A 26,037-nucleotide genomic window follows, 5' to 3' on the forward strand; every position below is an offset into this window, starting at 1 on the left:
CGATTAAACTCAACAAGCCGAACAGTATAGCGTAAATAGCAGGAATTTTTCCAGCGAAACGTATTTGCGCGGTCATTCAGGTGTGTTAGGTTGTTCGGTTAGGCCAGCGCCTGGCGACTGACCCTTTATTTGGTGCCAACGTCAGGGAAATTCAACCCCAGCGCCTCAAACTCTAATCATTTAAAGACAAACGCTTTAAAGGCTGCTTAGTGCCGTTGAACAAGTTCCATCATTAAGCTTGCCAAACGCTGACGCTGCGCTTTATCTAGCTTTTGCCCAGATCGTTCTAAATCTAGCAACGCCTGGTACTCTTCCTGAGGCGACCGCTTGCGCTGAACCTCTATTAGATGTTCAACCAACCCTGTCAGCTCAGTTTCTCGGGTTCCCTTGGGAATCAGCAGCTCGCGTGACGCCAACTCAGCCAATACCTGCCCTTCATGGCTCCCCTGAAAATGTGCCAACACCACTTGCGGGCTGCGATATCGCCCTGCACGTAGCAACTCAATCAAGTCACGACATAGCGGTGCTTCTTCACTCTCGGGCAGCCAATCCAGGGAGTCCGGCAGCGATGCCACTAAGCCTGGCTCATGCAACAGTAGCTGCACAATACGCGCCACAGTAGAAAGCACTTGCGAGCGACGCTGCTGAGAACGCCCCTTTGGTGACTTTTTACCAGGTGACTTTGCGCTGGCCGACCACTCCTCATGATGCTCAAATGACATCATGTCAGGCGACTCAACTTGCTCCCAGTACACGGTCTCTTGCAAAGACGATTTCTGTGCCTCTTTATGCGTACTGGCAGCTGCGCGCTTATCAAGCAGCGTTTTCAGTTGCGATTGCGCCAACCCACTGCGCTTAGCTAACGCCTCTAATAGTAACGATTTGAGCATGCCTTCAGGCACTTTGTTCAATGCCTCAAGCACCTGACTTGCAAACCGCTCTCGCCCTTCCACAGTATTCAAGTCACGCCCCTGCGCTGCCTGCTCAAAAAGAAACTCAGATAGCGGCATCGCACAGGTAACGCGATCTTGAAATGCGTCGCGCCCTTCACGGCGCACGAGCGTATCCGGGTCATCACCTTCCGGCAGAAACAGGAAGCGCGCTTCACGACCGTCAATCATCTGCGGCAATGCTGTTTCCAAGGCCCGACTGGCTGCTTGACGTCCTGCACGGTCACCGTCAAAACAAAACACCACACGACTGACTAAACGAAATAGTCGGCTTAGGTGGTCTTCTGTTGTAGCCGTCCCCAGGGTTGCGACTGCGTTATTAATACCGTATTGCGCTAGCGCTACTACATCCATGTAGCCTTCAACAATGACAAGCTGTTCAAGCTTACTTGAGGCTTGGCGAGCCTCATACAATCCGTACAGCTCACGTCCTTTGTGAAAGACAGGCGTTTCAGGCGAATTCAGATACTTAGGCTGCTCATCACCCATTACCCGCCCGCCAAATGCGATGGTGCGACCCCTTAAATCCCGAATGGGAAACATCACTCGATCACGAAAGCGGTCATACGTCCGCCCTGTGTCTTCACGGTGAATTAGTAAGCCATACTCTACTTGGACAGGCTCACCAATACCTCGCGCGTTCAAGTGCTGTTTCAAGGCTTCCCACCCGTCAGGCGCATAGCCAATACCATAGGTACTGACAACGTCTTGCGACAACCCACGACCTTGCAGATAACGTTGCGCCCCCTGCCCCTCCTGCATTTTTAACCGCTCTCGGTAAAAACTGGCAGCAAGTTCAAGAAGATTAACGCCCTCTTTGCGCTTTTTTTCGCGCTGCTGGGCGCGCGGATCATCGGCACCTTCACGAGGAACCTCTAACCCTAAACGGCTAGCCAACTGCTCAACCGCATCGGGAAAGGGTAGTTTGTCGTATTCCATTAGAAAGCGTAGCGCATTACCGTGGGCACCACACCCAAAGCAGTGATAAAACTGTTTATCAGCGCTAACCGTAAACGATGGAGTTTTCTCTTGATGGAAAGGACATAGCCCAGAATAGTTACGCCCGGCCTTTTTAAGCTGCACACGCTCACCAACCACCTCGACCACATCAACGCGGCCTAACAGGTCATCGATAAAACGTTGTGGAATTTGGCCTGCCATGAACTGCGGGCATCCTCGCGCAAAGCGCTAACTCACTTGCCTAGGGTCATCGGGCATATTGCCAAATCACCATAAACAGCGATAAATAAAAACAAAAACAAACGGCCACCTAGTGGCGGCCGCTTGACATCCCTCTTGAGACGACCAGCTAACTGCTCCGGCCCCCTCGGGTACGGATCAATAGAGCCGTTCGAAACGCTTTTGCTCACGCTGAATTTTCTTGGCGTGGCGTTTTACGGCAGCTGCCGCTTTGCGTTTACGCTCAGCAGTCGGCTTCTCATAGTGCTCGCGGCGGCGTACTTCAGAAAGAACACCGGCTTTTTCGCAAGAACGCTTGAAGCGACGCAGGGCGACGTCAAACGGCTCGTTATCACGTACTTTTACAGAAGGCATTAAGCACTCACCTACCTTAAGGAGTCTTGAGTTCGGATAGTACGTACACTTTTAAAAACACAGTGTACGACCCAGTTTTACAGCGCACAGTAGTCTAGTCGTGGTTGGCGATCTTTGCAAATGCTTACGCGCCTTATGCATGAGAATGCTAAACTAGGCGACTGATTAGCAGCGCTGCCTGCCAACCAGCAACTTTTCAACTTACAACGAGTTCTTCAGCTATGCGCGTACTGGGCATTGAAACGTCTTGCGATGAAACGGGCGTCGCGATTTATGACACTTCGCACACTGGAGGCCGCGGCCTGCTCGCCGACGCACTGTATAGTCAAATTGCCATGCATGCCGAGTATGGTGGCGTGGTGCCTGAACTTGCTTCTCGCGACCATACGCGCAAACTGTTGCCGCTGATCGAGCAAGTATTGCACGATGCAAAACTGACGCGTAGCGATCTAGACGGCATTGCCTACACTGCAGGCCCGGGATTAGTAGGCGCACTCATGGTGGGTGCCAGCACAGCGCATGGTATGGCGCGTGCTCTGGATATCCCAGTACTTGGCGTACACCACATGGAAGGCCACCTGTTAGCCCCTATGCTGGAAGATGATGCTCCTGACTTCCCATTCGTAGCCTTGTTGGTCTCTGGCGGGCACACTCAACTTGTCGAAGTACAGGCCCTAGGTCACTACCAGTTACTTGGGGAATCCGTTGATGATGCTGCAGGTGAGGCCTTCGACAAAGCGGCTAAAATGCTCGGGCTCGCCTACCCTGGCGGCCCTCACGTTGCAAAACTTGCTGAACAAGGCAATCCAAAACGTTTCCGCTTTCCACGACCAATGACCGACCGCCCTGGTCTAGACTTCAGTTTTTCAGGATTAAAAACCCACACGCTGACCGCTATTCGCCAATTGGATGCTGCTGGAGAGTTAGACACCCAGGCCAAGGCTGATGTGGCGAGGGCATTTGAAGAAGCCGTAGTAGACACTCTGGTTATCAAATGTCGCCGCGCATTAGATCAAACCGGATTGAAGCGCTTAGTGGTCGCAGGGGGTGTTAGTGCTAACCAGCGCCTGCGCGAACGCCTCGCGGTTGAAACAGAGAAACGCGACGCACGATCTTATTATCCTCGCGGGCGCTTTTGCACCGACAATGGCGCGATGATCGCTTATGTAGGCGCACAACGACTGGCGGCGGGTGAGCATGATGACAATGGCATTATGAAGGCTACGCCGCGCTGGCCGCTGGATACGTTAACGCCTGCCTAACACCTATAGCTCCCTCCTGCCTGCCTAGCCGCGTAGATGCGGCTCTTCTCCGCGGCGGAGGCGGCGAATATTTAACCCATGGCGAGCAAGCACAAGTAGGCTAAACCCACTTACAACCACAACATACTCAGGTGCTAGCCAGGCGCAGGCCAGCGGTGCAACAAATGCACTAACAAGCGACGCTGCCGCTGCCATTCGCAGCCGCCAAGCAAGCAGCATCCAGCACACCGCACTAAGCAGCGCCACGCTAGGCACCAATATCAACAGCACGCCAAATGCACTGGCAACCGATTTACCACCGCGAAACCTATGCCACAGGGGATAGCTGTGGCCTAGCAGAACGGCTAACCCTACTGCTCCCTGCAACCAAACAGGCAGCCCTAGCAATTTGGCTGCCAGTACGGCAGGCGCCCCTTTTAAAGCATCTAGCAATAGCGTGGCAACGGCTAAGCGCGGCCCGTAAAGGCGTAGAACGTTCGAAAACCCAGGGTTACATGAACCGCAATACCGCGGATCTGGAACGCCTGCTAACCGGCATACGCTCAGCGCCGCTAACCAACTTCCGCTCAAGTAGCCCACCACGATCCATATCATTCCGCTCACCACCTTGGCTCTTACCCAGCGTTAGATCGTACCCAGCTGTCGTTTCGCGCTATCCTCAAGTACAATCCCTCGCTTGTTGACGCTAGGGGAAGACCTGTGGATCGCATTTTGATCGAAGCGCTGGCAGTAGATACCGTCATCGGTGTGTACGACTGGGAGCGCACTATTGTTCAGTCTCTGAGCTTAGATTTATCGCTCGCAACGGACATTCGTCCCGCGGCCGCTGCAGACGATTTGAGCCTGACGCTTGATTATGCAGCCATTTGCCAGCGGATCCAGCGCTTTGCTGACGAACACAAATTTGCTCTCGTCGAGACATTTGCCGAGCGCCTAGCCGAGTGCTTACAGCAAGAATTTCCCATTATCTGGCTGCGCCTTACCGTACGCAAACCGGGGGCCGTTCCACAAGCCGCTAGCGTCGGTCTTGAAATCACCCGCGGCACGCTTCCATGAGCTTGGTTACTCTCAGTTTAGGCAGCAATATTGATCCAGACACCCATATCCGTCTGTGCCTAGACGCGCTTAAAGACACGTTTGGCCATCTTCAAATATCACGCATTTTTGAAAGCGAGCCAGTGGGTTTTAACGATAATCGTAACTTTTACAACCTTGTAGTTGCCTTTGATAGCGATTGGTCGGTGGGTGAGCTTCAGGCGTGGTCTAAGCAACTTGAAATTGCCCATGGCCGAACTCCTGATATGGTTAAGTGCAGCCCTAGGGCACTGGATATTGATCTGCTCACAGTCGGCGGCATTTGCGGCACCGTTGACGGTGTCACTCTGCCCCGGGGGGAAATCACGCACAATGCCTTCGTTCTCCAACCCCTAGCTGAACTGCTACCCGATCAGTATCACCCTATTTATGGTTTATCTTACGCTGCGCTATGGCAGCGATTTGAATTGGGTAGTCAACGTTTATGGGCCATCGACTTTCATTGGCGTGGGCGCTGGGTTTCACAGGCAGACCCTGTACAAAAAGCGGTGTCCGCTCGCTGAGCAAAAGCCTATAACCAGTCCTTACTTAGTGCACATCCATAAGCGCGCTTGCTACTGCTTGTTGGCGGTGCTCTCGTAGCGCCTTACCTAAAGCTGCGCCGCGATACCCTGCTTGCAATAGCCCTTGGGGGTCTACGCTTTGCGCAGCCTGCCACGCTCGGTTCAGCGGTTCGAACTTATCCTCTGCTAAACGCTTGATGAGCTGTAACTGCGCATTAACCTGCGCAGGCTTACGCCAACCATCTAAACGCTCCAGCCAGTGCAGAACGCGTTCGTCGTTTAATGGCTCGGCCAATATGTCCATGCTCAATGCTACATGGCGAGCAAGCTGCGTCACCGCATTGGGCAATCGCAATCTTATCGCCAGCGCATCACGCTGGGCATCATTCAATACCGACACCAGCATCGCGTAGCGCCAGTGAGCCAGTGGAAGTGAGCTGTCGATAGCCACCCGCGGTACCGCCTCAAGCGCCATCGCATCAAGCGCGCCTGCCAGTACAACATCATTCGTTAGCTCAGGCCACCAAGCAGCCAACGCCTCACAATCGCTCAAAGCGGTGAAATAACGACCAGGATTTGGTTCACCCAGCGCTTTTTCGGTTTCCACCCACACTCGTTCCGCAGCAAGGTGGCTAAGCTCACCACTACGGCTTACATCTCGCATTAGCTCAAGGGTTTCTGGTGCAATGGCAAACCCTAAATGCGCATAACGGGCAAGAAAGCGTGAAGTGCGAAGTACCCGCAAAGGGTCTTCACTAAATGCTGAGGACACATGGCGTAATAGGCGCTGCTCAATATCCCGCTGTCCGTTAAAGGGATCGGTCAACTCGCCATCAAAGCGCTGTGCAATTGCGTTGATGGTTAAATCACGTCTTGAAAGATCTTCTTCCAGGGTTACATCAGGGCTTGCGTGTACTTCAAAACCGCCATAACCGTGGCCAGACTTTCTCTCGGTACGTGCTAACGCATACTCTTCGGCGGTATCAGGATGCAGAAATACTGGAAAATCGCGCCCCACTGGTTTAAAGCCACGCTGTTGCATGACTTCTGGCGTAGCACCGACGACGACCCAATCATTATCAACTACCGGCCAGCCTAACAGCGTATCGCGCACTGCCCCGCCAACACGATAAACGTCAAGCCCTTTGGTTTTCGCATCCACCTGGAACACGGCTATCGCCTTTTTTCAATGTCTCGTATTTTAATGTCTCGGCTGGCGGCTAGGTACACTGATGCGCTCTCCTGATTCCAGATTGAGAGCGGTTAACGACCCGCCCCACACGCAGCCAGTATCCAGTGCTTCAACCTTTATCTTTGCGTTCGGAGTGCGGCCCTCTAATGCCGCCCAGTGTCCGAACAACAGTTGAAGCGCATCTGCTCTTGGGTATTGAAACCAAGGTGCAAACCCTTCAGGAGCACTTTCCAAGCCTTCTTTGGCAGCGAAGTCTAGCCGTCCGTTGGTGTCGATAAAGCGCATGCGCGTAAATATATTGACGAGACATCGCAAACGGTCAATTCCTTCCAGGTCGTCATAAAACTGGTCGGGCTGATTACCAAATAGCTGCGTTAAAAATTCACCCGCCGTTTCACTAAGCAAGGCCGCCTGCACTTCTTGACTAAATGATATGGCCTGCTCGGCGCACCACGTTGGTAATACACCGGCATGGGTCATCAGCGTATTGTTTTCATAAACTGCCAATGGCTGGCTTTGCAGCCAATCCAGCACCTGTTCGCGCTGTGGTGCTGCAAGAATATCGCTTAGAGTGTCGTTTTTTTTCAGTTTTCCGCCGCCACGAGCCACCACCAACAGATGAAAATCGTGGTTACCCAGCACACATCGAGCGGCGCTGCCTAACGCCTGCACTTCCTGCAAACAAGCAAGCGAGGCAGAGCCACGATTGACCAAGTCGCCAACCAGCCAGAGTGTATCGTTTGCTGCATTGAAACTAAGCTTTTCTAACAAACTGACAAATTCAGCATGACAGCCGTGCAGATCACCAATGGCATAGGTGCTCATCGCTACCCCTTTTAGAGAATGATCAGTGAAGCTGACGCGGTACCGCTAGCCTAAAAGGTGCAATGGGCACTTCAAAAGCTCGCTGGGTATAGGTGTTAAGCAGCGTGTAAGCGCCTTCCATAACGCCTACCGGCGTTTGCAGAATGGCCCGACTGGTGTAACGAAAACGCTGCCCCGGCCCAATTAACGGCTGCTGGCCCACCACTCCTTTACCGCGCACCTCTTGGCTATCACCGTTACCTTGGGTAATTTTCCAGTAGCGCGCCATGAGCTGCACGCTATGAGGGCTTTGATTATGCACTGTCACGGTGTAACTAAACACGAAGCGCGACTCACTGTCATCTGACTCGGCCGCACGGTACTCAGGAGCGACACTAACCTCAATGGCTAGGGCACTCACGCGTCAGCACTCCCATTTTCACTATGCGCTTCGTCAATAGCCACGTGGTTGGCAATAGTTACGTACTCCGCAACTGTCAGGGTTTGCGGTCGCCGTGCAGGATCAATACCTAGTGCTTCTAATGTCTCTGCGCTTACCCTGCCTTTCAGATTATTACGCAATGTTTTGCGCCGCTGGCCAAAAGCCAACTTGACCAATTCAAACAGCAGCGCTGGGTCATCTGCTGTTTGGGGCAATCTTTCGTGAGGCGTGAGCCTAACAATGGCGGAGTCAACTTTCGGCCTGGGAACAAAGGCCTCCGGCGGCACGACGAACAGCTGATCAACGTGGCAGTAATATTGAGCCATCACCGACAGACGCCCCCAATCAGTGCTACCTGGCTTAGCGGCCAAGCGCTCAACGACCTCTTTTTGCAGCATAAAGTGCATATCGGCAATCGCATTGCCCATGGTTAACAGATGCACAATTAACGGCGTCGAGATGTTGTAAGGCAGGTTACCGACGACTCGCAGTGCAGGGCCATCCCCTTTTAGCGCGGCGAAATCAAACTTCAGCGCATCACCTTCATGAATAACGAAGTCGGGGTAGTTAAAAAACTGCACTCTCAAGCCTGGAATAAGGTCACGGTCTAATTCAATGACTTCAAGCTTTCCTGCCGCCTCTAGCAACGGAGCAGTGAGCGCGCCTTGTCCAGGGCCAATTTCGACGAGTCGGTCGCTTTCGCGGGGTCCAATGGCACGGACAATACGCGAAATGATGCCGAGGTCACGCAGAAAGTTTTGACCAAAGCGTTTACGAGCGCGGTGCTGCTGAGGCACTTGAGACATCTAACAGTGTTCCTTGGAGGGTTGATTCATAATGCATTTAAGGCATAGGCACGCTGAGCAGCAAGTCGCTTTGCTAGCGCTAAGGCAACGCCTAAGCTATTGGGGTCGGCAATACCGCGGCCAGCTAAGCTGAGTGCGGTACCGTGGTCTACCGAAGTGCGCACCAGCGGCAAGCCAAGTGTAATATTCGCCGCTTGACCAAAGCCTGCGTATTTTAATACTGCCAGCCCCTGATCATGATACATCGCCAGCACCGCATCAACGCCCGCCAAATGGCGCGGCGTGAACAGCGTATCAGCTGGCAGCGGGCCTTGAATATCAAGCCCTTCAGCGCGCAGCGCTTTTAGCGCAGGGATAATAACATCGAGTTCTTCGCACCCTAAATGTCCATCTTCCCCGGCATGGGGGTTTAACCCACATACCGCTATGCGCGGGGCGGCAATCCCAAACTGGTTTTTCAGATCAGTCGCGAGCAAACGACTAATACGGGTAATTTTGTCGTAAGTAACCGCATCCGCCACGTCACGCAGCGGTAGGTGTGTGGTGACAAGCGCGACGCGTAGGTCACTGCTGCCTTGCCAATGACTCGACTGGGCATGTAACGCCTGGTCGGTCGCCAACAACATCACAACCTCATCAACCCCACAGGCATCGCGTAGCCATTCGGTGTGGCCAGTGAAACTGGGGAAACCACCTTCGATAATCACCCCTTTATGAAGCGGCGCAGTGACCATGGCCGCTGCCCTCCCCTGCTGACAGGCGTCTACAGCGATTTGCAGCGTCTCCAGTACGTAGCCTGCATTAGCAGGATTGAGCACGCCTGGAAGTACTGGTTCGCGAAGTACCGCGGGCCACACAACCAAACGCCCTGGAGAGGAAGCCACCCCGCTTCCTGGGGCTGCTTCTATCACGTCAAGATCAAGCCCGAGCAACGCCGCACGTTGTTTCAGCAACTGCGTATCGCCAATGGCCACCGTATTATTTAATTGGCCATTGGCGGCCAGCATCAGCGTAATATCTGGCCCGATGCCCGCGGGCTCTCCGGTAGTTATCAGCAGTGGCGCGCTATTGCTCATTAGATTGGCTCATTAAAGGCGAATATCGACAAAAGCCTGTTCACGCATTTCACGCTGCCACGTCTGCAGCTCTTCGTTAGCACGGCGCTGGAAAATGGCCTGACGAACCTGCTCACGACGACTTTCTTCCGTTACATCTTGACGGCGACGCTCGAGCACTTCAATCACGTGATAGCCAAACTGGGAACGCACTGGCTCAGATAGCTGGTTAGTACTCAATGACCCCATCGCTTCTTCGAAGGCTGGCACTGTTTGTCCTGGACGTACCCAACCAAGCTCGCCACCATTCATAGCACTACCACGATCGTCGCTAAACTCACGAGCAACAGACGCGAAGTCTGCCCCTTGCTGTAAACGCTGACGTGCCTGCTCAGCACGGGCACGGGCCTGATCTTCATTGCGCGTTGGCGTTAACTCTACCAACACGTGGCGGGCACGTACTTCTTCAATGAACGCCTGACCTTGCTGAGATGGCTGCTGGCTCAAGAAACGTTCAACGTCACGATCAGTCACGGTGACACGCTGACTAATTTGTCGCTGCTGTACTTGGCGCATCAGCATTTCACGACGTACTTCTTCACGCACGTCACCCAGGGTCATGCCATCCGCTTCCACGGCATCAGCAAATTGGTCTAACGTCATGCCGTTAGATTCAGCAATGGAGCGCAGCTGGCGATTAAGCTCCGTGTCGTCCACGCTAAGATTGGCTTGGCGAGCCATTTGCAGCTGGATTTCATCCATCACCATGCGCTCTAGCACCTGTTGAGCCAGTTGGCTACGAGGCGGTAAGTTACCTTCCTGGGTCTGCGCTTGCTGCTCTACCTGGGCAATGCGGTCGTCAAGTTCGCTGCGCATGATGACTCCGTCATTGACGACAGCCACAACGCTATCCAGCATTTGACGCTGGGTTGATTCGAAATTTTGTGCGTAAACCGACAGCGGCACAAGGGCAGCACTCGTTCCAAGGCAGAGCGCCATCATGCCGCCCGCAGAAAGCAGTTTTGCCCGCTTTTTCAAGCCATCGGTCAGCAGGGTCTTTCTGGTAGTCATAAAGAATCTCTTTCAGTCAGTCGCCATTTAACAAAATCGTTACAGGGGCGTTGGGCGGTAGCCAGGGATGGCCTGTTCAAAGTAGCCGTCAGTCTGTTGACCAACGCCACCAAGGCCACGGAATACAAAGCGTAAAAATAGCCCGCGGTCATTAAAGTCATCACCCACGCGAGCAGTGTCGTTATCGTCTACCCATTGACGCCATACCAGTTGTAAGCCGTAGCAGCAATCATTCCACTGAACACCGGCCAACTGTTCAAGCGCACGGTCATTGGTTTGATCGTGCAGGTAGCGACCAATCAAATCAATCCTCGGACTGGCTTTCCAAGCAAGTGACAGATCCCACTCCTCTCGGCTGAAATCTCTAAAGCCGTCATCGCCTGGTATAACGCCTGGATCGAAACCTTCGATCTCCCAACGGTAACCAAGGTTCACTACGTGACCGGCAGGATGACGATAGCGTGCATCAACACTAGAGCGTTCGGTCTGTTCACGCTGGTCGTCGTATAACCATTCGTAACCCGCGCTCCACCGGTCATTAATTTGCCAATCGAGACGCGTCACCAATGGAGATCGATCGCGAGTGGCCTGATAGCGGCTAAGCGGGTTCACGCTTGGATCATCTTCTGGACGAGCAGGGAGTGTATCTGGATCGCCCTCGCTATCGATGCGACGTTCAGAAAAATAAACACTTTGCCCAACCCCAAGGGTCAACCGATCCTGCCCAGAGGCGTCTTCAATAAAGCGAGACTGCACGCCCAGCGACACACGATTAAGATCCCCTAAACGATCCGCGCCTGAAAAGCGATGAGGAGACCACAGCTGATCCCACGAGAACGCCCGTTCGCGGCTGTCAAAATCAGGCAGTTGTGTTTGATTAGTGCGTGGAACGTACGCGTAGTTCAAACGTGGCTCGAGCGTCTGGCGATAGTCGCGTCCGCGCAACTCTAATTCGCGTTCAAATACCAACCCACTGTCAATAGACGTGACCGCCGCACTGCGGCTGGGAGATGTTCCCCGATCAGTGACACGATCGCCGTAATCCAACTCATAGGCGGTATGCCACAATTCGGTGCGCGGCTCGATATAGCCCCAGGGTTGCTCAAAACGCCAACCGATAGCTGGAGTGAGGTGCAGACGCGTGCCGATGGCAGCTTCACGCTCAGGCACCTGACGCTCGTCTACATCACGCCAGAAATAGGTCGCGTTAGAGCGCCATTGTGTATAGAGCCCCCCGCCTAACTGCCAGTCGGAGTTAGCGGTCAAACTTGGCAGACGATAAAATGGCTTATCGGAATCACTCAGCGGATCTTCCAACCGCTGAAAGCCTTGTGCACGGGCATCTAACTGCCAACGCTCGCCTCGGTAACCTACCTGAGCCAGTCGCTCCATACTAACGCGCTCACTATTGCCAAACTCATCACCAAAGTCATCGAAATAGCGCCCATCACTGGCAGCACCGTAACGTAACTGATAGTCACTACGAGGTGTCAGCGTTCCTGCATGTTGCGCATCAATATACCAGCGATCATTGCCTTCAAAGCGGTTATCACCATTTTCACTGCCGTCATCACTATTAATGTATCCACCTTCTATCGTCCCTCGACTCTCTTCAAGCAGGTACCGGTACTCGCCGTTAAGCAATAGTCCTCGATCCGACATCCAGCGCGGCGTAATGGTCGCATCATGATTTGGTGCTATGTTCCAATAAAAGGGCTGGGCATAGTCAAACCCCTCATTGGAAAAGCTGACAGAGGGTGACAGCAATCCTGTATGGCGACGGTCATCAATGGGAAAACGTAGCCAGGGCCAATAAAAAATCGGCACGTCTTTTACTTTTAAACGTGCGTGCCGTGCGGTGCCAAACCCTTCAGCTTGATTCAGCTTTATATCGCTACTAACAAGTTGCCAGCTATTTGTGCCGGGATCACACGTCGTAAACGAAGCATTGCGCAGACGATATTGTTCTTCGCCAGTTTGCTCTAATTGACTGGCCTGACCGCGTAAATGTTGTTCGTAGAGCACATAGTGGCTGTTGCGTAACGAGGCTTGGTCATCGTTTAGCATTAAGGTGGCTTGCTCGCCACGCACTAGTGCCTGACCATCACGTATAGCGAGATTACCTTCTGCATCTACACGTTGGCGGTCTGCGGGTAAATACATCTGCGCCGCCTGTAGCTCTGTGTTGCCACGTCGTAGTACAACATCACCGCGCAAAAACGCCTCACCATCTGCGGCGTAATCGACTTCCTGAGTCTCCACCGACAACGTTTCGGGGTTATCCTCCGCTGGCAAGCGGTAGTCAGGCATCACATAACGCCCTCGACACAGCTGGTGCGGTGCTTCATCTTGGCTCCAGGCCTGCCAGTCAAGCGCCTCGGCAGGCAGCGCTTGGCCTTGTGCCACCGCTGAAAATGAGGCGCCAGCGAGCAAACTGCCCAACAGCGTGTGCGCAACCGGTACGGTACGTGAGATTCGCTTGCCCATGTTCGTTATCCTTGGCATCCAGAATCGGTATTATACAGCCCGCATGATGCCCGACCAGCAAGGAGCTTGCATGTCCTCTTCTAGGATTGACGCCCTCACCCAGTGGGCGGCTGAACAAAATGGCCTAAATAGCGCCGCTATCCGCCTTTCCCCAGCGGGCGGTGACGCAAGTTTCCGGCGATATTTCCGACTGACACTGCCCAACGGCGGTACTCAAATAGTAATGGACGCCCCCCCTGCCCAGGAAGACTCAACGCCGTTCGTCGCTATCGGAAAACGCTGGTACGCGGCAAAACTGCCCGTGCCGCATATTTACGCCGCCGATCTCGACGCGGGTTTTTTGCTGCTTGATGACCTTGGAGATACTCCTTTACAAGCGCTATTCACTGATGAAGCGCGCATTCAACAAAGTCATTTGGATGCACTGTCGTTACTTGCCAAGTTACAAAACCACGCCAACCCCGCAGTGCTGCCGCCTTATGATGCGACGCTACTGAATCGAGAGCTCGACCTTTTTCCTGAGTGGTGTTTAAACAATTGGCTGTCTCTACCAACGCCAGACAGCTGGGATGCGCTGCGTGGATACCTCGTTAAGCAAGCGCTCGATCAACCCGTCGTCAGCGTACATCGCGATTACGATGCGATGAATATCATGGTGCATGACCAGCAGCTTTACATGATTGACTTTCAAGATGCGGTGGCAGGGCCAATCAGTTACGACGTTATTTCCTTACTGCGCGGTCGCTACTGCCGTTTTTCTCAGGCGCAGTTTATGCAGTTCGTCGACTCCTTTTATCGCCAAGCGCGACAAGATGGGCGTCTCTCTCGCCATGTCAGTAACGATGAATTTCTGACCCAATGCCAAGCGATGGCCGCTCAACGCTCGCTAAAAGTGCTTGGAATTTTTTGCCGCTTAACGCTTCGTGATGCAAAAAAAGGTTACTTATCACGCCTGCCGCATTTTTTGGCGCATTTAGAAGATAGTCTAACGGCGCTTCCCCAGCACAGCGAGTTTGCTGAATGGGTAAGTGACACACTGCGTCCCGCCATTGCCCTACGTTTAGCGGAAAGTACGTTATGAAAGCGATGATTTTAGCCGCGGGCCTAGGCAAACGGATGCGGCCACTTACCGACCACTGTCCAAAACCACTGTTACCGGTAGGCGATAGGCCACTTATTGTGCACCATCTCGAACGGCTCAAGCGTGCTGGCATTAACGAGGTGGTTATCAACGTGAGTTATCGCGCAGAGCAGATCATGGCAGCGCTGGGTGATGGAAGCGACTATCAGTTACGGATTCTTTGGAGCCATGAAGAGACCCCCTTAGAAACCGGTGGTGGTATTCAAAAGGCACTCCCCCTGCTTGGCGATGCCCCGTTTCTGCTGGTCAATGGAGATGTCTGGTGCAATTACATTCCCTCAGAATCACTGCTACAGGGAAGTGACGTCGCCCATCTTGTACTAGTAGATAACCCCTCCCACCACCCCAGCGGTGATTTTTCCCTCATTAACGGGCGCGTTGGTGTGGAAGGCCGCCAGCGCCTCACCTTTGCAGGCATTAGCCTGCTACATCCAGATCTTCTTGCCGACCAGCCGCCAGGGGCGTTTGCCCTGGCACCACTGCTTAAGCAGGCAATGGCGGACAACCGTGTCAGTGGTGAGCACTTTTCTGGTCACTGGGTAGATGTAGGAACCCCAGAGCGCCTTGAGATTCTTGAAAACCACCTGTTGGTACAACAGAATAGCAAGCGATGAAAAAGTGCGTCTATCGCTAGAAATGTTATGCTTCGCGACCTACCTATAGGTGCCTAGATGAGGAGAGCGACGTGAAAGCACGAGTAAAATGGACAGATGGTCGCCAATTTGTAGCGGAGTCCGGTAGTGGGCACAGTATTGTTATTGACGGCCCTCCTGATCACGGCGGCCGCAACACCGGCCCTCGCCCAATGGAAATGCTGTTGATGGGCATGGGGAGCTGCACCGCTTTTGATATCTTGAATATTCTTGATAAAGCCCGCGCTGATGTCACCGACTGTGTCGCGGAGCTTGACGCAGAGCGTGCCGATGAAGTGCCCTCCGTGTTTACCAAAATCCACGTACACTTCGTGGTGACTGGCCGCAACTTAAAAGAAAAGCAGGTACAGCGGGCAGTTGAACTCTCTGCAGAGAAGTACTGCAGCGCGTCTATCATGCTCGTGCAAGGCGGCGTTGAGATAACCCACTCTTTTGAGATTGTCGACGCTTGAGCGACTCAGAGCGTCATCTTTCTCATGTATCAACGACATATGTATTAAAAAAAATAGCGCGGCTGGATGCATACAGTGCGCTTGGCGGGCATAATACGCTCGCTTGTTTTTACCCCTACTGCGTAGCAAACAGCCGCTTTGCAGAAAGCGACTACAGCATCACGGTGACAAGTTATTATCGGTTCCGGCGCTGGCTCGTCGGGGTGTCTTCATCTGCCATAGGGAGGTTCGGACGTGTCAGATAATCTCCGACTCCACGGGTTTAATAACCTGACTAGCTCGTTGAGCTTTAACATTTACGACATCTGTTACGCCAAGACCGAAGAGCAGCGTGCGGCTTACATCGACTATATCGATGAGCTTTACAACGCCGAACGATTGACGCAGATTTTAAAAGACGTCACCAATATTATCGGCGCTCACGTGCTCAATATTGCTCGTCAAGACTATGAGCCCCATGGGGCCAGCGTTACGATTCTGATTGCTGAACACGAGCTGGATGAAGCAAACCCAGAGCAAACTGAACCAGGCCCTGGGCCGCTACCTGAAACAGTCGTGGCGCATCTTGATAAAAGCCACGTGACAGTACACAGCTACCCTGAATCGCACCCCGACAATGGTATCAGCACCTTCCGATTGGATATTGATGTATCTACCTGTGGCCATATCAGCCCGTTGAAAGCGTTGAACTACCTAATTCACAGTTTCGACTCTGACATTGTCACCATGGATTATCGGGTTCGCGGCTTTACCCGTGATGTCGATGGTAAAAAGCTGTTTATTGATCACGACATTACCTCGATTCAGGATTACTTGGCAGAAGATACCAAGCACGCCTATCAGATGATCGATGTAAATGTTTATCAAGAAAACATGTTCCACACCAAAATGCTGCTGAAAGACTTCGAACTTGATAACTACCTGTTCGGCACGTCGCGCCGCGACATTACATTCGAAGAAGCACGGGATATTGAAAGTCGGCTGCGCAAAGAGATGCTAGAGATTTTCTACTCTCGAAATCTGGACTAATAGCTGCTTTCAAAATTAACGAAAAGCCGTTTTGCCACCCTAGCAGAACGGCTTTTTTTGTTTATCACTTCGCTAACGAATGCTACTAGTAAACGCCTGCCTCCCCTTCCGGGCGAGTTTTAAAGCGCCGATGAAGCCATAGGTACTGCTCAGGATGCTTGCGAATAGCCTGCTCGATAAATTCGTTGACCCTTGTTGCATCGGCCACTTCATCACCGCTTGGAAAGTTATCAAGCGCGGGCAAGCAAGTGATGGTATAGGTCTGGTTATCTGGGTTTCGGTGATACATCAGCGGCACTACCGGCGCGCCCGTTAAACGAGCAATCTTTGCCGTAAGGCGAATGGTCGCTGCTTGTTGACCAAATAGCGGTGCAAATACGCTAACATCGCGACCATAATCCTGATCAGGGGAGTACCAAACGGTTCGCCCTGATTTGATGCGTCGCACCATGCCGCGCAGATCATGCCGATCAATCGCCTGACCAAAAACACGCGAGCGAGCACGTGTCATGAACCGCTCAAACAGGGGATTGTTATGGGGCCGATACACCGCATCGGCAGAGAAAAACAGCGAATGCAGCGCACCGCCTATATCCAACGTTGAGAAATGCACCCCCACAATGAGCACTCCCTTTCCCTGGGCCTGGGCTCGCGCCAAGTTTTCTTGGCCATGGTAAGCCACACGGTGACGCAAGCTTTCGGCATTACGGCACCAGCCCGTAGCGGTTTCTACCAGCCCCATACCATTGGCAATAAAAATCTCTTTTACTAGGCGCCGCTGCTCATTGGCACTTTTTTCAGGGAAACAGAGCGCAATATTTGTCTCCGTGATGTGCCGACGACGTTTTATAAAACGCCATGCTAATAAACCTATGATTTTCCCTACCCACAACTTAAACCGCCAGGGAAACCAAGCAACAATATGCATCGCACCTATCGCAAGCCAAGTTGGCCAGTAACGTGGGTGTGCAAACGACCGTGGATAAGAGGTTTTAGACATACTGATAACCGTTTAAGCGAAGGCTCCGTGGTAGCGTCGCGGCGCTCTTGGCAGCACTCCCGTTAACAGGGTGTAGCTGATGGTATCGCAGTAGCGTGCTACCTCATCAATTGGCAGTACAGTACCGTCGCTAGCGGCTCCCCACAGCACCACCTCACCACCAATGTCAGCCCCCGGCACGTCAGAGACATCTACGGTTAGCATATCCATTGAGACCTTGCCGGCAATCGAACAGCGCTGACCATTCACCAACACAGGAGTACCATCTACGGCATGGCGATCATAGCCATCACCATAACCTGCCGCCACGACAGCAATTTTCGAGCGCCGAGATGCACGCCAACGGCCACCGTAACCAACAGGCTCGCCTTCCTCAATCTCACGAAGGGCAATAATTTCGGAGCGTAAACTCATCACCGGGCGCAGCTGTTGAGTGATCTCGTTGGCTTCTTCCAACGGGTCACTGCCATACAGCATGACACCAGGGCGATTCCAGTCACCATGGGCGACCGGCCAGGCCAGTGTTGCTGGGGAGTTCGCTAAGCATAGGGGCGCATCAAGTGCTTTCGCCAATCTCATTAAGGCAGCCATCTGCTGATTAAAGTAGCTCCCTTCACGGGCATCTGCCGTCGCAAAGTGGCTCATTAAGTGCAGTGCTGTCACCTGTGGAGCGTTGGCTAATCGCTGCCATACATCCGGCGCTTCGTTTAGGGAAAAGCCTAAGCGGTGCATTCCGGAATCCACTTTCATCCATACTGGGATAGGCTGACGGGGTGAAAATGCCAGTAAAGCAGCTACCTGCCACTCACTGTGGACGCTGATCCAGAAATTGTATTGATCAACCAGCCTCAGCTCGTCAGCGGTAAAAATACCTTCAAGCAATACAATGGGTTTTTTAATCCCCCCTTCACGCAAGCTGATCGCTTCTTCTATGCACGCGACAGCAAATGCGGGCACATCGTCTTCCAGGGCGCGCGCGCATTCAAGCGCACCGTGACCATAAGCATCCGCTTTAATAACGGCTACCGAGCGACTTTGGGGCGCGCAGCGGCACGCTAGCTGATAGTTATGACGCAGTGCGTCTAAATCAATATGGGCCACCAGGGGGCGCATCACGTTTCTCACTTACACAGTCAATAGTTAACAGGTGAACAACCAAAGGGCGTCAAAAACAACGCACCGAGCGATAAACTCGGTGCGTTATGATCGAAGTGACGCAATAGCTTACCGCGATTAGCTCTCGAAAATAGCGTTTAGGGAAAGGCCCTGCTTTTCCAAAGAGCGGCGCAGCTTCTTTAGCGCCTCTACCTGAATTTGCCGAACTCGCTCGCGCGTTAACCCTATTTCAGCGCCAACCTCCTCTAACGTGGCTGCTTCATGGCCTCGCAAACCAAAGCGACGAACAACTACCTCACGCTGCTTATCACTCAACTCATCCAACCAGTGATCGACGTGCTCGCGCACATCGCCATCAACCAGACAAGCTTCCGGCCCTAGCACTTCGTCATCGGTTAGGGTGTCGATTAACGGTTTATCGCTTTCACCGCCCATTGGATAATCTACGGAAGAGACGCGTTCATTCAGCCCAAGCATCTTCTTGACCGTTTCTACTGGTTTATCGAGATGATCAGCGATCTCTTCTGCCGTTGCTTCATGATCAAGCTTTTGGGTCAGCTCACGCGCTGCACGAAGATAAATATTCAGCTCTTTAACCACGTGGATTGGCAAACGAATGGTGCGCGTTTGATTCATCAGCGCACGCTCAATAGTTTGTCGAATCCACCAAGTAGCATAGGTAGAAAAGCGGAATCCGCGCTCAGGATCAAACTTTTCTACCGCCCGAATTAATCCAAGGTTCCCCTCTTCAATCAAATCGAGCAGCGTTAGCCCCCGATTCAGATAGCGTCTGGCAATTTTGACAACCAGACGCAGGTTAGACTCGATCATCCTTGAACGCCCAAGCGGGTCGCCTTTACGCGCTAAACGGCCATAGTAAACTTCTTCTTCCGGCGTTAATAACGGCGAAAAACCAATTTCATTGAGATAGATTTGTGTTGCGTCCAAGCTTTGAGTCGATTGACGCTCATCGCGGCCCAACGCTTTTTCAAAGGCGTCTTCCTCCGCGGTGACATCATCGGCACTATCCAGCGCCTCTTCAACAGCGTCCAGGTCAACTTCCTGTAGATCCTTCTCCAGCATACTCATGGTAGTATCCCCCGTTATTTCGCCTAACCGCCATTTAGAAAAGTAAAGGTGGCCGCACTCCCTGTGCACTTACACCATTATTGTTATATGACGCCCTATTCCAGCTATTCGGGTACCCCAAGCACATCAATTGAAAAGTTCGCTTGGTAATGATTAACGAGACGGCAGATAATCCAAGGGATTTTGAGGCTGCCCATCACGGCGCACCTCAAAATGCAGTTTGACACTGTCTGCATCGCTATCCCCCATGGTTGCAATCACTTCCCCCGCTTCAACGACATCATTTTCTTTAACATTTAAGCTATCATTATGCGCATAAGCACTCAGATACTGATCGTTGTGTTTGAGTAGTATTAAGTTACCGTAGCCTCGTACGCCGCTACCCGCATAAACCACGATACCTGGCCCTGCCGCCTTGACAGGTTGCCCCTTTTGACCGTCGATATCAATCCCGGCGGTGATTGAGCCGCCCTGGCCAAACTCTCCGGTTACCTGTCCTGTTGTTGGCCATTGCCAGTTAACATTCTCTACAGGGGTAAACGTGCGTGAGGAGCGGTCAACGCGAGCGGTTTGGCTCGGCTGCGCAGCCTCAACAGGCGGTGCCGTTACCGCAGGCTCTGGTTTGGATTCAGGCTCTGGCTCAGGGCTTGGTTCTGGCTCAGGGCTTGGCTCTGGCTCAGGGCCTGGCTCTCTTGCAGGCTCTGGCTGCGACACCTCAGGCGTTTCCACATTAGGTGCAGCGGCACTTGCGCTATCAGCCACTTCCTGCGCCGCGGCCACCGACACTTGTTCAGCTCGCTCCGCTCGCTCAGCCGTTAAACGCTGGTTACGCTCAATCGCACTTTCATCGGGCAGCAACCAGTCTAACTGCTGGTCGTTGCTTGCCACGGAAGTCGTTTGAGGGTTCAGCCCCGTTGCGACAGCGCCCGACGCAGGACGCTCTTGAGCAGAGGAACCTGCTGACTGATTATTGGATACCGCCGCACCTTCACGAAGCGCAATCGTTTGGCCTGGATAAATTTGATAAGGCGCATCAATATCATTGATTTGCGCCAACTGGCGATAATCAAGGTTGTGCTGCCAGGCAATACCATACAGGGTATCGCCCGCTTTAACGGTATACTGAGGTGAGTCTGCTACCGCGCGGCGCGCTTCGCTTAAATCGCGCACTTGTGGGGTGTTTTGCTGCTGATTGGCGCAGCCGCTGACAGCTAACGCCAATACTGACATGATGAAAACCTTACGCATGAAAACCCTACTCCTTTTCAACGTCGCGCGCGTTTCCTATTGATCTATGCCCGGCATAGTGCACTGCGCGACGGTTTAATAACACCACCAATAGGGCGCCAACCACCATTAATGCCACAACGCCTACCGCTTGTGCAGATGCACCAGACAATATCGCATAGTCACTAGGCAACAGATAACGATGAGCCAACGGGATCATTTGCCCATCAGGGCCAAGCTGATAACGTACAAGCTCTTTCCAAGGCCATAACACGGGTAACGAGCCAACAATAAACCCAAGTAAAAGCTGTAGTGTGGAATCATGATGGCGACGCAGTAGCCACGATAGTAGTCGCGAGAATAGCGCTAGACCAACAACACATCCCATGCCAAAAAGTATGATAATACCGATATCAAAGCTTCGAATAGCGCCTAGAATGGTGCCATAAAGCCCCATAGTAAGCAGCAAGAAGCTACCAGAGACCCCTGGTAACAGCATGGCGCTAATAGCAATACAGCCAGCGACCATGACTACCAGAGCTTCATTACCGATAAGTAGCACCAGCGGCATCATACCTGGCAGCGACTTAGCCAACAGCAGCCCGCCAACCATTGGCAATAAATACCAAAATTTCCAACCTCTTCCCGCCTTGGCTACAACATACCCCGACGCGGCTACCAAACCGAAGAAAAACCCTTCAATCAGCAGCGGGTGCGCTTCCATTAGCCAAAGCGCAACATGAGCCACACTGAAAAGGCTAACTGCAACGCCAAGCAACAGCGGTACTAAAAAGGGTAAATTTAAATGCTGAGCCAACGCCAGCCAACCGCCACGACGCCAAGCGATAAAGGCGCTGGGGCCAAATTGCTTGATGGTATTAATGAGCTCCTCATAAATACCGGTAATAAATGCGATCGTCCCACCTGAAACACCGGGCACCGCATCGGCCGCCCCCATTCCTGCGCCTTTTAAAAACAGCTCTACAAATCGACGCTTCAATCCACCACTCCTTGCAATAGAGGTACAAAGCGCACGGGGTCAAGCCGACGCTTTTCAAAGGCATTACCAATGCGTTTTATTTGGGTGAGCCATTGGCTACCGTCTGGCTCTTCCAATGGAGCAATTAGCACGCCATCATGGCTAAGCTGCTCTAAAAGAACTTCTGGCAGCGTCTGGGCACAAGCGGTTAACAAAATCACATCAAAGGGTGCAGCTTCCCTCCACCCCTCTCCACCATCAGCTACTGCCAGCGTCGCTTGGGCATCAAGCCGTAAAAGTCGCTCTGCAGCGCGCTGATGTAATGCATAAATGCGTTCGACCGAGTAAAGCGTTGGCACCAGCCGGGACAATATCAACGTTTGATAGCCAGAACCGGTTCCCACTTCAAGCACGCGCTTTGGATTAGCCCGCAGCACCAGTTCGGTCATGCGCGCAACCGTTAGTGGTTGCGATAATGTCTGGCCAAAACCGATAGGCAGCGCGGTGTCTTCATACGCACGATGCGCCAGTGCCTCATCAACAAACAAGTGCCGAGGCTCACCTGCCATAATTTCGAGCACCCGCGCGTCTTGAATACCTTGCTGCTCAAGCCGCGTCACCATTCGATCACGAGTGCGCTGGGAGGTCATGCCTCGTCCGCGCAGTTCGTTGGGCGAAAGCTCAGGCAAAAGCATCCAACCAGTCCTGCACGTCGCTGCGCGCGGGATGGCGCGTCAAGTCTGTTTGTAGCGGGGTAATTGATACATAACCCGCTTCGATAGCAGAAAAGTCGGTATCCTCACCATCGTCCGCATTGGCCGCAACGGGTGCTATCCAGAAGCGCGTACGACCACGTGGATCTTTTACTGGAACAGGTTTCTCTGCTGGTCCGCGATAGCCTAAGCGGGTCACTCTGACACCTTTAATTTCTTCCCACGGAACATCTGGCACGTTGACATTCAAGAGTGTGCGAGGTGGCAGCGATAGCTGATCAGCAGCACCGATTAAGCTGGCCGCCACTTTCGCTGCCGTCGAAAAATAGCGCTCACCACACAGCGACATTGCAATGGCAGTCATACCCAAATTGCGCCCTTCCATGGCAGCCGCCACGGTGCCTGAATAGAGCACATCATCGCCAAGATTGCTGCCATGATTAATCCCCGAAATCACCAAGTCAGGACGCTCATCCCAGACGCCGTTCACGCCCAGATAAACACAATCAGCAGGCGTCCCATCAACACTATAAAAGCCATTATCTAACGCAGTTAAAGAGAGCGGACGGGAAAGCGTCAGCGAGTTACTCGCGCCGCTGCGGTCTCGATCAGGAGCAACCACACGTAAATTCGCATGGGCGACTAGCGCATCATGAAGTGCCCGCAAGCCCGGCGCATGGACACCATCGTCATTAGAAAGCAGCAGTCGCCGCATCAGCGTCTCCTTTATGGATGCCTAGTAAAGATAAGCCCACGCGGGGCGCATTAAGCAAAGTCCGGATGAGCAATTAACTCACTCACGACCGCTGTCGCAAAACTTCCCCGTGGTAAGGAAAATGAGAGTACCACGGCATTAGGTAATGTCTCGATACTGGGCGAAATTAACCTTGCTCGCAGCGCCCGATGGGAGCGCTTCACACCGCTTTTCACCAACCCCTCGCACAACGTTGGATGGCACGCTAACAGCTGCTGCTCGTAGTCTGCTACCTGGTATGCAGCGTGTTCCCCGACGCCCCACAAAGCACCGGTCGGATGGATATCAAGTGCAGCAGCACGACCAATCAAGTCGTCGTCAACTGCATCAACGGTAAACACACTGTTTGTGCCATCCAGCATCAGCATATCGCCCGCGAGAGGTTGGCCCCACGTTCCATCCGCCAGACGTTCACTCAACAACTCGTTAAACAAGAAACTACGCGCGGTGGAAAGCATCATTCCCTGGCGATCATCTCGCTTGCGCCAGCCTTTAGCTAAAAGGGCCTCTGCACGCTGTAAATTCCGTCCTGCAGGCCCAAAACGCTGGGGTCCAAAGTAGTTAGGCACACCTTGGCGACAAAGCGCCTGCCAACGATCAAAGAAATGATTTTCCTCAAGCGCCTCACCGCTAAGCCGCAAAGTGAAGTGGTTTGTGCGATGGACACCGCGTTTGAGTTTTCGGGGGTGCCTCGCCTGCGCCAATACCGTAATACCCAATGCCGCTAATGAGGCGCTCAAATCACTTGGTGCCTCGCGGCCAGGCAAATGCACGCTTAACCATTGCCGGGTCACTGCAACACGATCCTTCATCCCGGAGTAGCCCACATCCCGAAGTGTTACACCACAAAGACGGCTGACGCTTTTTACCACATCTAACGTGGTTTGATGTCGCTTTTCAAGACGTAACCACAAATGCTCGCCATGATTTTCAGGCGTAAAATCCAGCTGCTCGTCGACAACAAAATCTTCTGGCTGAGCACGATAATGGCCTGGCCTGGGAGCACCGAACTCGGCATCTAAGCAGCGCTGCCAAGCGGGTAAGTTAAGCATTCAGCGCCTCTTGGTGCTCAATCAGCACCACTGCCTCAGCGGCGATACCTTCACCTCGTCCGGTAAATCCAAGCCGTTCGGTCGTCGTGGCCTTAACATTGACCTGCCCAAGACTAATACCTAAATCTTCAGCGATGACAGCGCGCATTGTATCAATGTGCGGCGCCATTTTAGGCGCCTGGGCCATTAACGTGGCATCTAGATTAACCACAGAGAAACCCTCTGCGTGAACCAGTTGAACCACGTGACGCAATAAATGGCGGCTATCTGCACCAGCCCACGCTGGATCGGTATCGGGGAAGTGCCGCCCAATATCACCGAGCGCACAGGCACCCAGTAGTGCGTCACTGACAGCATGCAGCAACACATCGCCATCCGAGTGGGCAACAAAACCATGTTCGAAAGGCAGCTTTACGCCACCAATCATCAAATGGTCGCCAACGCCAAATCGGTGCACGTCAAATCCGTGTCCAATTCGCATTAACAACTCCTTTTAGATTCAGGGGATTGGGCGACTTGCGACGCCATGATGGCGGCAGCAAGGGCAAGGTCATCAGGATGGGTGATCTTGAGATTATCGCGACGCCCACTAATCAGTTTGGGGGCCTGCCCAAGTGCTTCAACAGCCGAGGCTTCATCCGTGACCACACAGTGATTAGCGACAGCGTATTCAAGGGCACGGCGTAAAAGCGCATAGCGAAAACATTGAGGTGTTAACGCATGCCACAGCCGATCCCGAGGCTCTGTTATTACACTTAACTGTTCAGCATTGGCCCTTTTCATGGTGTCAGCGACCGGCATCGCCAAGAGTGCGCCACTTGGATGCTGCTGAGCAGCGTTATAAAGCGTCAGCAAATCAGAAGAGGTAATGCAGGGTCGCGCGACATCATGCACCATCACCATATCGTTTTCTTGTGCTTTTATAGCGTGCAGCGCATTTAAAACGCTATCCATTCGCTCCGCGCCACCCGCCACTCGTTGCCACTGGGGAAATGGCACCCATTCAGGCTTGAACCAGCGATCGTCTCTATCCAGGCACAGCACTAGGGTCGCAGTAGGGAAGGCTCTGTGTAACCGACTAAGTGTATGGGCAAGAATAGGTTTTTCACCCAGTGGCAGGTACTGCTTAGGCTTATTAGCGCCCATTCGCTTACCTTGCCCTGCGGCGGGTACGATTAGCCACAGCGAATGACTCATTCGTCAGTGGCCTCGCTAGGCACGTTTGGCTGGGTCACTAGTCCTGCATTGATGCCCACTAATTCTGCTTCTATGGCAACACCCGGCACCCAGAAAAACTGTTCATCGCTGCGCACCATGCCCATGTCACTACGAGCGCGCTCTTCAATAGCATCCAGGCCAGTTTTTAGGTCGGTAACTTCAGCAGCTAACCGAGCATTACGCTCTCGCAGAGGGACATTGGCAGCCTCTTGAACGGCAACGCGCTCCTCTACCAGTTGCAAATCTTGCCAGCCACCATTACCTAGCCAAAGTTGATATTGGAGAAATCCCAATACAGCAAGCAGCGCAACCGTTAGCCATTTATGCATCACCGCATTCCTTTGTTTAGGCCTGAACGAGGCGCATTATGCCATCATGGGCTATTTCCAGCGA

Annotated in this window: 28 protein-coding genes; 7 read left to right on the forward strand and 21 right to left on the reverse strand. The window is 53.0% G+C overall.

What is annotated here, in order from left to right; genetic code table 11:
* Nucleotides 1–206 precede the first annotated feature (206 nt).
* Together dnaG and rpsU are read right to left on the reverse strand one after the other, a co-directional pair.
* Entirely contained in the window at nt 207–2,111 is a 1,905-nt protein-coding gene (dnaG, locus tag B6A39_RS14095) for a DNA primase (protein WP_083006714.1), read from the reverse strand.
* 177 nt (nt 2,112–2,288) lie between these two features.
* Nucleotides 2,289–2,504 (reverse strand): 30S ribosomal protein S21, encoded by a 216-nt coding sequence (gene rpsU / locus B6A39_RS14100; protein ID WP_007113641.1) that lies wholly within the window; start codon nt 2,502–2,504, stop codon nt 2,289–2,291.
* 221 nt (nt 2,505–2,725) lie between these two features.
* On the opposite strand from rpsU, the gene tsaD reads away from it, so the two are divergent.
* The gene (gene tsaD / locus B6A39_RS14105; RefSeq protein WP_083006716.1) at nt 2,726–3,766 is read left to right on the forward strand and encodes a tRNA (adenosine(37)-N6)-threonylcarbamoyltransferase complex transferase subunit TsaD; all 1,041 of its coding nucleotides are present in this window, start codon (nt 2,726–2,728) and stop codon (nt 3,764–3,766) included.
* 24 nt (nt 3,767–3,790) lie between these two features.
* On the opposite strand, the gene plsY is transcribed toward tsaD, so the two are convergent.
* Nucleotides 3,791–4,360 (reverse strand): glycerol-3-phosphate 1-O-acyltransferase PlsY, encoded by a 570-nt coding sequence (gene plsY / locus B6A39_RS14110; protein WP_083006718.1) that lies wholly within the window; start codon nt 4,358–4,360, stop codon nt 3,791–3,793.
* A 105-nt stretch (nt 4,361–4,465) separates the two neighbouring features.
* On the opposite strand from plsY, the gene folB reads away from it, so the two are divergent.
* Nucleotides 4,466–4,822, forward strand: a complete 357-nt coding sequence (gene folB, locus B6A39_RS14115; RefSeq protein WP_083006720.1) for a dihydroneopterin aldolase — start codon at nt 4,466–4,468, stop codon at nt 4,820–4,822.
* A complete protein-coding gene (gene folK / locus B6A39_RS14120) occupies nt 4,819–5,364 on the forward strand; it encodes a 2-amino-4-hydroxy-6-hydroxymethyldihydropteridine diphosphokinase (RefSeq protein ID WP_083006721.1) in 546 nt (181 codons plus the stop codon). The genes folB and folK overlap by 4 nt, the downstream gene beginning before the upstream one ends.
* A gap of 25 nt (nt 5,365–5,389) precedes the next feature.
* Here the strand turns inward: folK and B6A39_RS14125 are convergent, their stop codons facing one another.
* The 7 genes from B6A39_RS14125 to B6A39_RS14155 are packed head-to-tail and all read right to left on the reverse strand — an operon-like array spanning nt 5,390 to nt 13,221.
* On the reverse strand, nt 5,390–6,535 hold the full coding sequence (locus B6A39_RS14125) for a polynucleotide adenylyltransferase (RefSeq protein WP_083006723.1): 1,146 nt from the start codon (nt 6,533–6,535) through the stop codon (nt 5,390–5,392).
* Nucleotides 6,536–6,565: 30 nt separating this feature from the next.
* Nucleotides 6,566–7,381, reverse strand: coding sequence for a symmetrical bis(5'-nucleosyl)-tetraphosphatase (locus B6A39_RS14130; RefSeq protein ID WP_083006725.1), 816 nt, complete (start codon nt 7,379–7,381; stop codon nt 6,566–6,568).
* Between the two features lie 22 nt (nt 7,382–7,403).
* Nucleotides 7,404–7,781, reverse strand: a complete 378-nt coding sequence (apaG, locus tag B6A39_RS14135; RefSeq protein WP_083006727.1) for a Co2+/Mg2+ efflux protein ApaG — start codon at nt 7,779–7,781, stop codon at nt 7,404–7,406.
* The gene (rsmA, locus tag B6A39_RS14140; protein ID WP_083006729.1) at nt 7,778–8,608 is read right to left on the reverse strand and encodes a 16S rRNA (adenine(1518)-N(6)/adenine(1519)-N(6))-dimethyltransferase RsmA; all 831 of its coding nucleotides are present in this window, start codon (nt 8,606–8,608) and stop codon (nt 7,778–7,780) included. The genes apaG and rsmA overlap by 4 nt, the downstream gene beginning before the upstream one ends.
* 26 nt (nt 8,609–8,634) lie before the next feature.
* Complete coding sequence (pdxA, locus tag B6A39_RS14145; RefSeq protein WP_083006731.1) at nt 8,635–9,684, reverse strand: 4-hydroxythreonine-4-phosphate dehydrogenase PdxA; 1,050 nt, start codon at nt 9,682–9,684, stop codon at nt 8,635–8,637.
* Between the two features lie 12 nt (nt 9,685–9,696).
* Complete coding sequence (locus B6A39_RS14150) at nt 9,697–10,734, reverse strand: peptidylprolyl isomerase (RefSeq protein WP_083006733.1); 1,038 nt, start codon at nt 10,732–10,734, stop codon at nt 9,697–9,699.
* A gap of 39 nt (nt 10,735–10,773) precedes the next feature.
* Nucleotides 10,774–13,221, reverse strand: a complete 2,448-nt coding sequence (locus B6A39_RS14155) for an LPS-assembly protein LptD (protein WP_083006735.1) — start codon at nt 13,219–13,221, stop codon at nt 10,774–10,776.
* Between the two features lie 70 nt (nt 13,222–13,291).
* Between B6A39_RS14155 and B6A39_RS14160 the strand changes: the two genes are divergently transcribed.
* The 4 genes from B6A39_RS14160 (at nt 13,292) to speD (ending at nt 16,496) form a co-directional block, all read left to right on the forward strand.
* Nucleotides 13,292–14,302 carry an aminoglycoside phosphotransferase family protein gene (locus B6A39_RS14160; protein ID WP_083006736.1) on the forward strand — a complete coding sequence of 337 codons (1,011 nt, stop codon included), beginning with the start codon at nt 13,292–13,294 and terminating at the stop codon, nt 14,300–14,302.
* On the forward strand, nt 14,299–14,976 hold the full coding sequence (murU, locus tag B6A39_RS14165; protein WP_083006738.1) for an N-acetylmuramate alpha-1-phosphate uridylyltransferase MurU: 678 nt from the start codon (nt 14,299–14,301) through the stop codon (nt 14,974–14,976). The genes B6A39_RS14160 and murU overlap by 4 nt, the downstream gene beginning before the upstream one ends.
* Before the next feature lie 71 nt (nt 14,977–15,047).
* Nucleotides 15,048–15,467, forward strand: coding sequence for an OsmC family protein (locus B6A39_RS14170; protein WP_083006740.1), 420 nt, complete (start codon nt 15,048–15,050; stop codon nt 15,465–15,467).
* A 234-nt stretch (nt 15,468–15,701) separates the two neighbouring features.
* Nucleotides 15,702–16,496: an adenosylmethionine decarboxylase gene (gene speD / locus B6A39_RS14175; protein ID WP_030073826.1), complete on the forward strand. Its 795-nt coding sequence runs from the start codon at nt 15,702–15,704 to the stop codon at nt 16,494–16,496.
* An 85-nt stretch (nt 16,497–16,581) separates the two neighbouring features.
* On the opposite strand, the gene lpxL is transcribed toward speD, so the two are convergent.
* The 11 genes from lpxL to ftsB form a co-directional block, all read right to left on the reverse strand.
* Nucleotides 16,582–17,496 carry an LpxL/LpxP family Kdo(2)-lipid IV(A) lauroyl/palmitoleoyl acyltransferase gene (gene lpxL / locus B6A39_RS14180; protein ID WP_083006742.1) on the reverse strand — a complete coding sequence of 305 codons (915 nt, stop codon included), beginning with the start codon at nt 17,494–17,496 and terminating at the stop codon, nt 16,582–16,584.
* A 12-nt stretch (nt 17,497–17,508) separates the two neighbouring features.
* On the reverse strand, nt 17,509–18,609 hold the full coding sequence (alr, locus tag B6A39_RS14185; protein ID WP_083006744.1) for an alanine racemase: 1,101 nt from the start codon (nt 18,607–18,609) through the stop codon (nt 17,509–17,511).
* Nucleotides 18,610–18,729: 120 nt separating this feature from the next.
* The gene (rpoS, locus tag B6A39_RS14190; protein WP_009721416.1) at nt 18,730–19,701 is read right to left on the reverse strand and encodes an RNA polymerase sigma factor RpoS; all 972 of its coding nucleotides are present in this window, start codon (nt 19,699–19,701) and stop codon (nt 18,730–18,732) included.
* 153 nt (nt 19,702–19,854) lie between these two features.
* On the reverse strand, nt 19,855–20,949 hold the full coding sequence (locus B6A39_RS14195) for a peptidoglycan DD-metalloendopeptidase family protein (RefSeq protein WP_083006745.1): 1,095 nt from the start codon (nt 20,947–20,949) through the stop codon (nt 19,855–19,857).
* Nucleotides 20,950–20,956: 7 nt separating this feature from the next.
* Nucleotides 20,957–21,928, reverse strand: coding sequence for a DUF368 domain-containing protein (locus tag B6A39_RS14200; protein ID WP_083006747.1), 972 nt, complete (start codon nt 21,926–21,928; stop codon nt 20,957–20,959).
* Nucleotides 21,925–22,602, reverse strand: coding sequence for a protein-L-isoaspartate(D-aspartate) O-methyltransferase (locus tag B6A39_RS14205; RefSeq protein WP_083006749.1), 678 nt, complete (start codon nt 22,600–22,602; stop codon nt 21,925–21,927). The genes B6A39_RS14200 and B6A39_RS14205 overlap by 4 nt, the downstream gene beginning before the upstream one ends.
* Entirely contained in the window at nt 22,589–23,335 is a 747-nt protein-coding gene (gene surE, locus B6A39_RS14210) for a 5'/3'-nucleotidase SurE (RefSeq protein ID WP_038477660.1), read from the reverse strand. Before surE ends, B6A39_RS14205 begins: the two co-directional genes overlap by 14 nt.
* 50 nt (nt 23,336–23,385) lie before the next feature.
* Nucleotides 23,386–24,426: a tRNA pseudouridine(13) synthase TruD gene (gene truD, locus B6A39_RS14215; RefSeq protein ID WP_083006751.1), complete on the reverse strand. Its 1,041-nt coding sequence runs from the start codon at nt 24,424–24,426 to the stop codon at nt 23,386–23,388.
* A complete protein-coding gene (ispF, locus tag B6A39_RS14220) occupies nt 24,419–24,907 on the reverse strand; it encodes a 2-C-methyl-D-erythritol 2,4-cyclodiphosphate synthase (RefSeq protein ID WP_009721410.1) in 489 nt (162 codons plus the stop codon). The genes truD and ispF overlap by 8 nt, the downstream gene beginning before the upstream one ends.
* Nucleotides 24,907–25,623 (reverse strand): 2-C-methyl-D-erythritol 4-phosphate cytidylyltransferase, encoded by a 717-nt coding sequence (gene ispD / locus B6A39_RS14225; RefSeq protein WP_083006753.1) that lies wholly within the window; start codon nt 25,621–25,623, stop codon nt 24,907–24,909. Before ispD ends, ispF begins: the two co-directional genes overlap by 1 nt.
* Nucleotides 25,620–25,973: a cell division protein FtsB gene (gene ftsB / locus B6A39_RS14230; RefSeq protein ID WP_083006755.1), complete on the reverse strand. Its 354-nt coding sequence runs from the start codon at nt 25,971–25,973 to the stop codon at nt 25,620–25,622. Before ftsB ends, ispD begins: the two co-directional genes overlap by 4 nt.
* Nucleotides 25,974–26,037 lie beyond the last annotated feature (64 nt).

This window comes from Halomonas sp. GT (assembly GCF_002082565.1).
Taxonomy (GTDB): domain Bacteria; phylum Pseudomonadota; class Gammaproteobacteria; order Pseudomonadales; family Halomonadaceae; genus Vreelandella.

What these genes read in the sequence shown, in the direction of transcription:
- rpsU (WP_007113641.1), bottom strand. Translation starts at nt 2,504, where the DNA reads ATGCCTTCTGTAAAAGTACGTGATAACGAGCCGTTTGACGTCGCCCTG.
- truD (WP_083006751.1), bottom strand. Translation starts at nt 24,426, where the DNA reads ATGCTTAACTTACCCGCTTGGCAGCGCTGCTTAGATGCCGAGTTCGGT.
- B6A39_RS14155 (WP_083006735.1), bottom strand. Translation starts at nt 13,221, where the DNA reads ATGGGCAAGCGAATCTCACGTACCGTACCGGTTGCGCACACGCTGTTG.
- ispF (WP_009721410.1), bottom strand. Translation starts at nt 24,907, where the DNA reads ATGCGAATTGGACACGGATTTGACGTGCACCGATTTGGCGTTGGCGAC.
- plsY (WP_083006718.1), bottom strand. Translation starts at nt 4,360, where the DNA reads ATGATATGGATCGTGGTGGGCTACTTGAGCGGAAGTTGGTTAGCGGCG.
- B6A39_RS14130 (WP_083006725.1), bottom strand. Translation starts at nt 7,381, where the DNA reads ATGAGCACCTATGCCATTGGTGATCTGCACGGCTGTCATGCTGAATTT.
- murU (WP_083006738.1), top strand. Translation starts at nt 14,299, where the DNA reads ATGAAAGCGATGATTTTAGCCGCGGGCCTAGGCAAACGGATGCGGCCA.
- rsmA (WP_083006729.1), bottom strand. Translation starts at nt 8,608, where the DNA reads ATGTCTCAAGTGCCTCAGCAGCACCGCGCTCGTAAACGCTTTGGTCAA.
- rpoS (WP_009721416.1), bottom strand. Translation starts at nt 19,701, where the DNA reads ATGAGTATGCTGGAGAAGGATCTACAGGAAGTTGACCTGGACGCTGTT.
- surE (WP_038477660.1), bottom strand. Translation starts at nt 23,335, where the DNA reads ATGCGGCGACTGCTGCTTTCTAATGACGATGGTGTCCATGCGCCGGGC.
- tsaD (WP_083006716.1), top strand. Translation starts at nt 2,726, where the DNA reads ATGCGCGTACTGGGCATTGAAACGTCTTGCGATGAAACGGGCGTCGCG.
- folK (WP_083006721.1), top strand. Translation starts at nt 4,819, where the DNA reads ATGAGCTTGGTTACTCTCAGTTTAGGCAGCAATATTGATCCAGACACC.
- B6A39_RS14195 (WP_083006745.1), bottom strand. Translation starts at nt 20,949, where the DNA reads ATGCGTAAGGTTTTCATCATGTCAGTATTGGCGTTAGCTGTCAGCGGC.
- B6A39_RS14160 (WP_083006736.1), top strand. Translation starts at nt 13,292, where the DNA reads ATGTCCTCTTCTAGGATTGACGCCCTCACCCAGTGGGCGGCTGAACAA.
- pdxA (WP_083006731.1), bottom strand. Translation starts at nt 9,684, where the DNA reads ATGAGCAATAGCGCGCCACTGCTGATAACTACCGGAGAGCCCGCGGGC.
- B6A39_RS14205 (WP_083006749.1), bottom strand. Translation starts at nt 22,602, where the DNA reads ATGCTTTTGCCTGAGCTTTCGCCCAACGAACTGCGCGGACGAGGCATG.
- lpxL (WP_083006742.1), bottom strand. Translation starts at nt 17,496, where the DNA reads ATGTCTAAAACCTCTTATCCACGGTCGTTTGCACACCCACGTTACTGG.
- ftsB (WP_083006755.1), bottom strand. Translation starts at nt 25,973, where the DNA reads ATGCATAAATGGCTAACGGTTGCGCTGCTTGCTGTATTGGGATTTCTC.
- B6A39_RS14150 (WP_083006733.1), bottom strand. Translation starts at nt 10,734, where the DNA reads ATGACTACCAGAAAGACCCTGCTGACCGATGGCTTGAAAAAGCGGGCA.
- alr (WP_083006744.1), bottom strand. Translation starts at nt 18,609, where the DNA reads ATGCGCCCCCTGGTGGCCCATATTGATTTAGACGCACTGCGTCATAAC.
- ispD (WP_083006753.1), bottom strand. Translation starts at nt 25,623, where the DNA reads ATGAGTCATTCGCTGTGGCTAATCGTACCCGCCGCAGGGCAAGGTAAG.
- dnaG (WP_083006714.1), bottom strand. Translation starts at nt 2,111, where the DNA reads ATGGCAGGCCAAATTCCACAACGTTTTATCGATGACCTGTTAGGCCGC.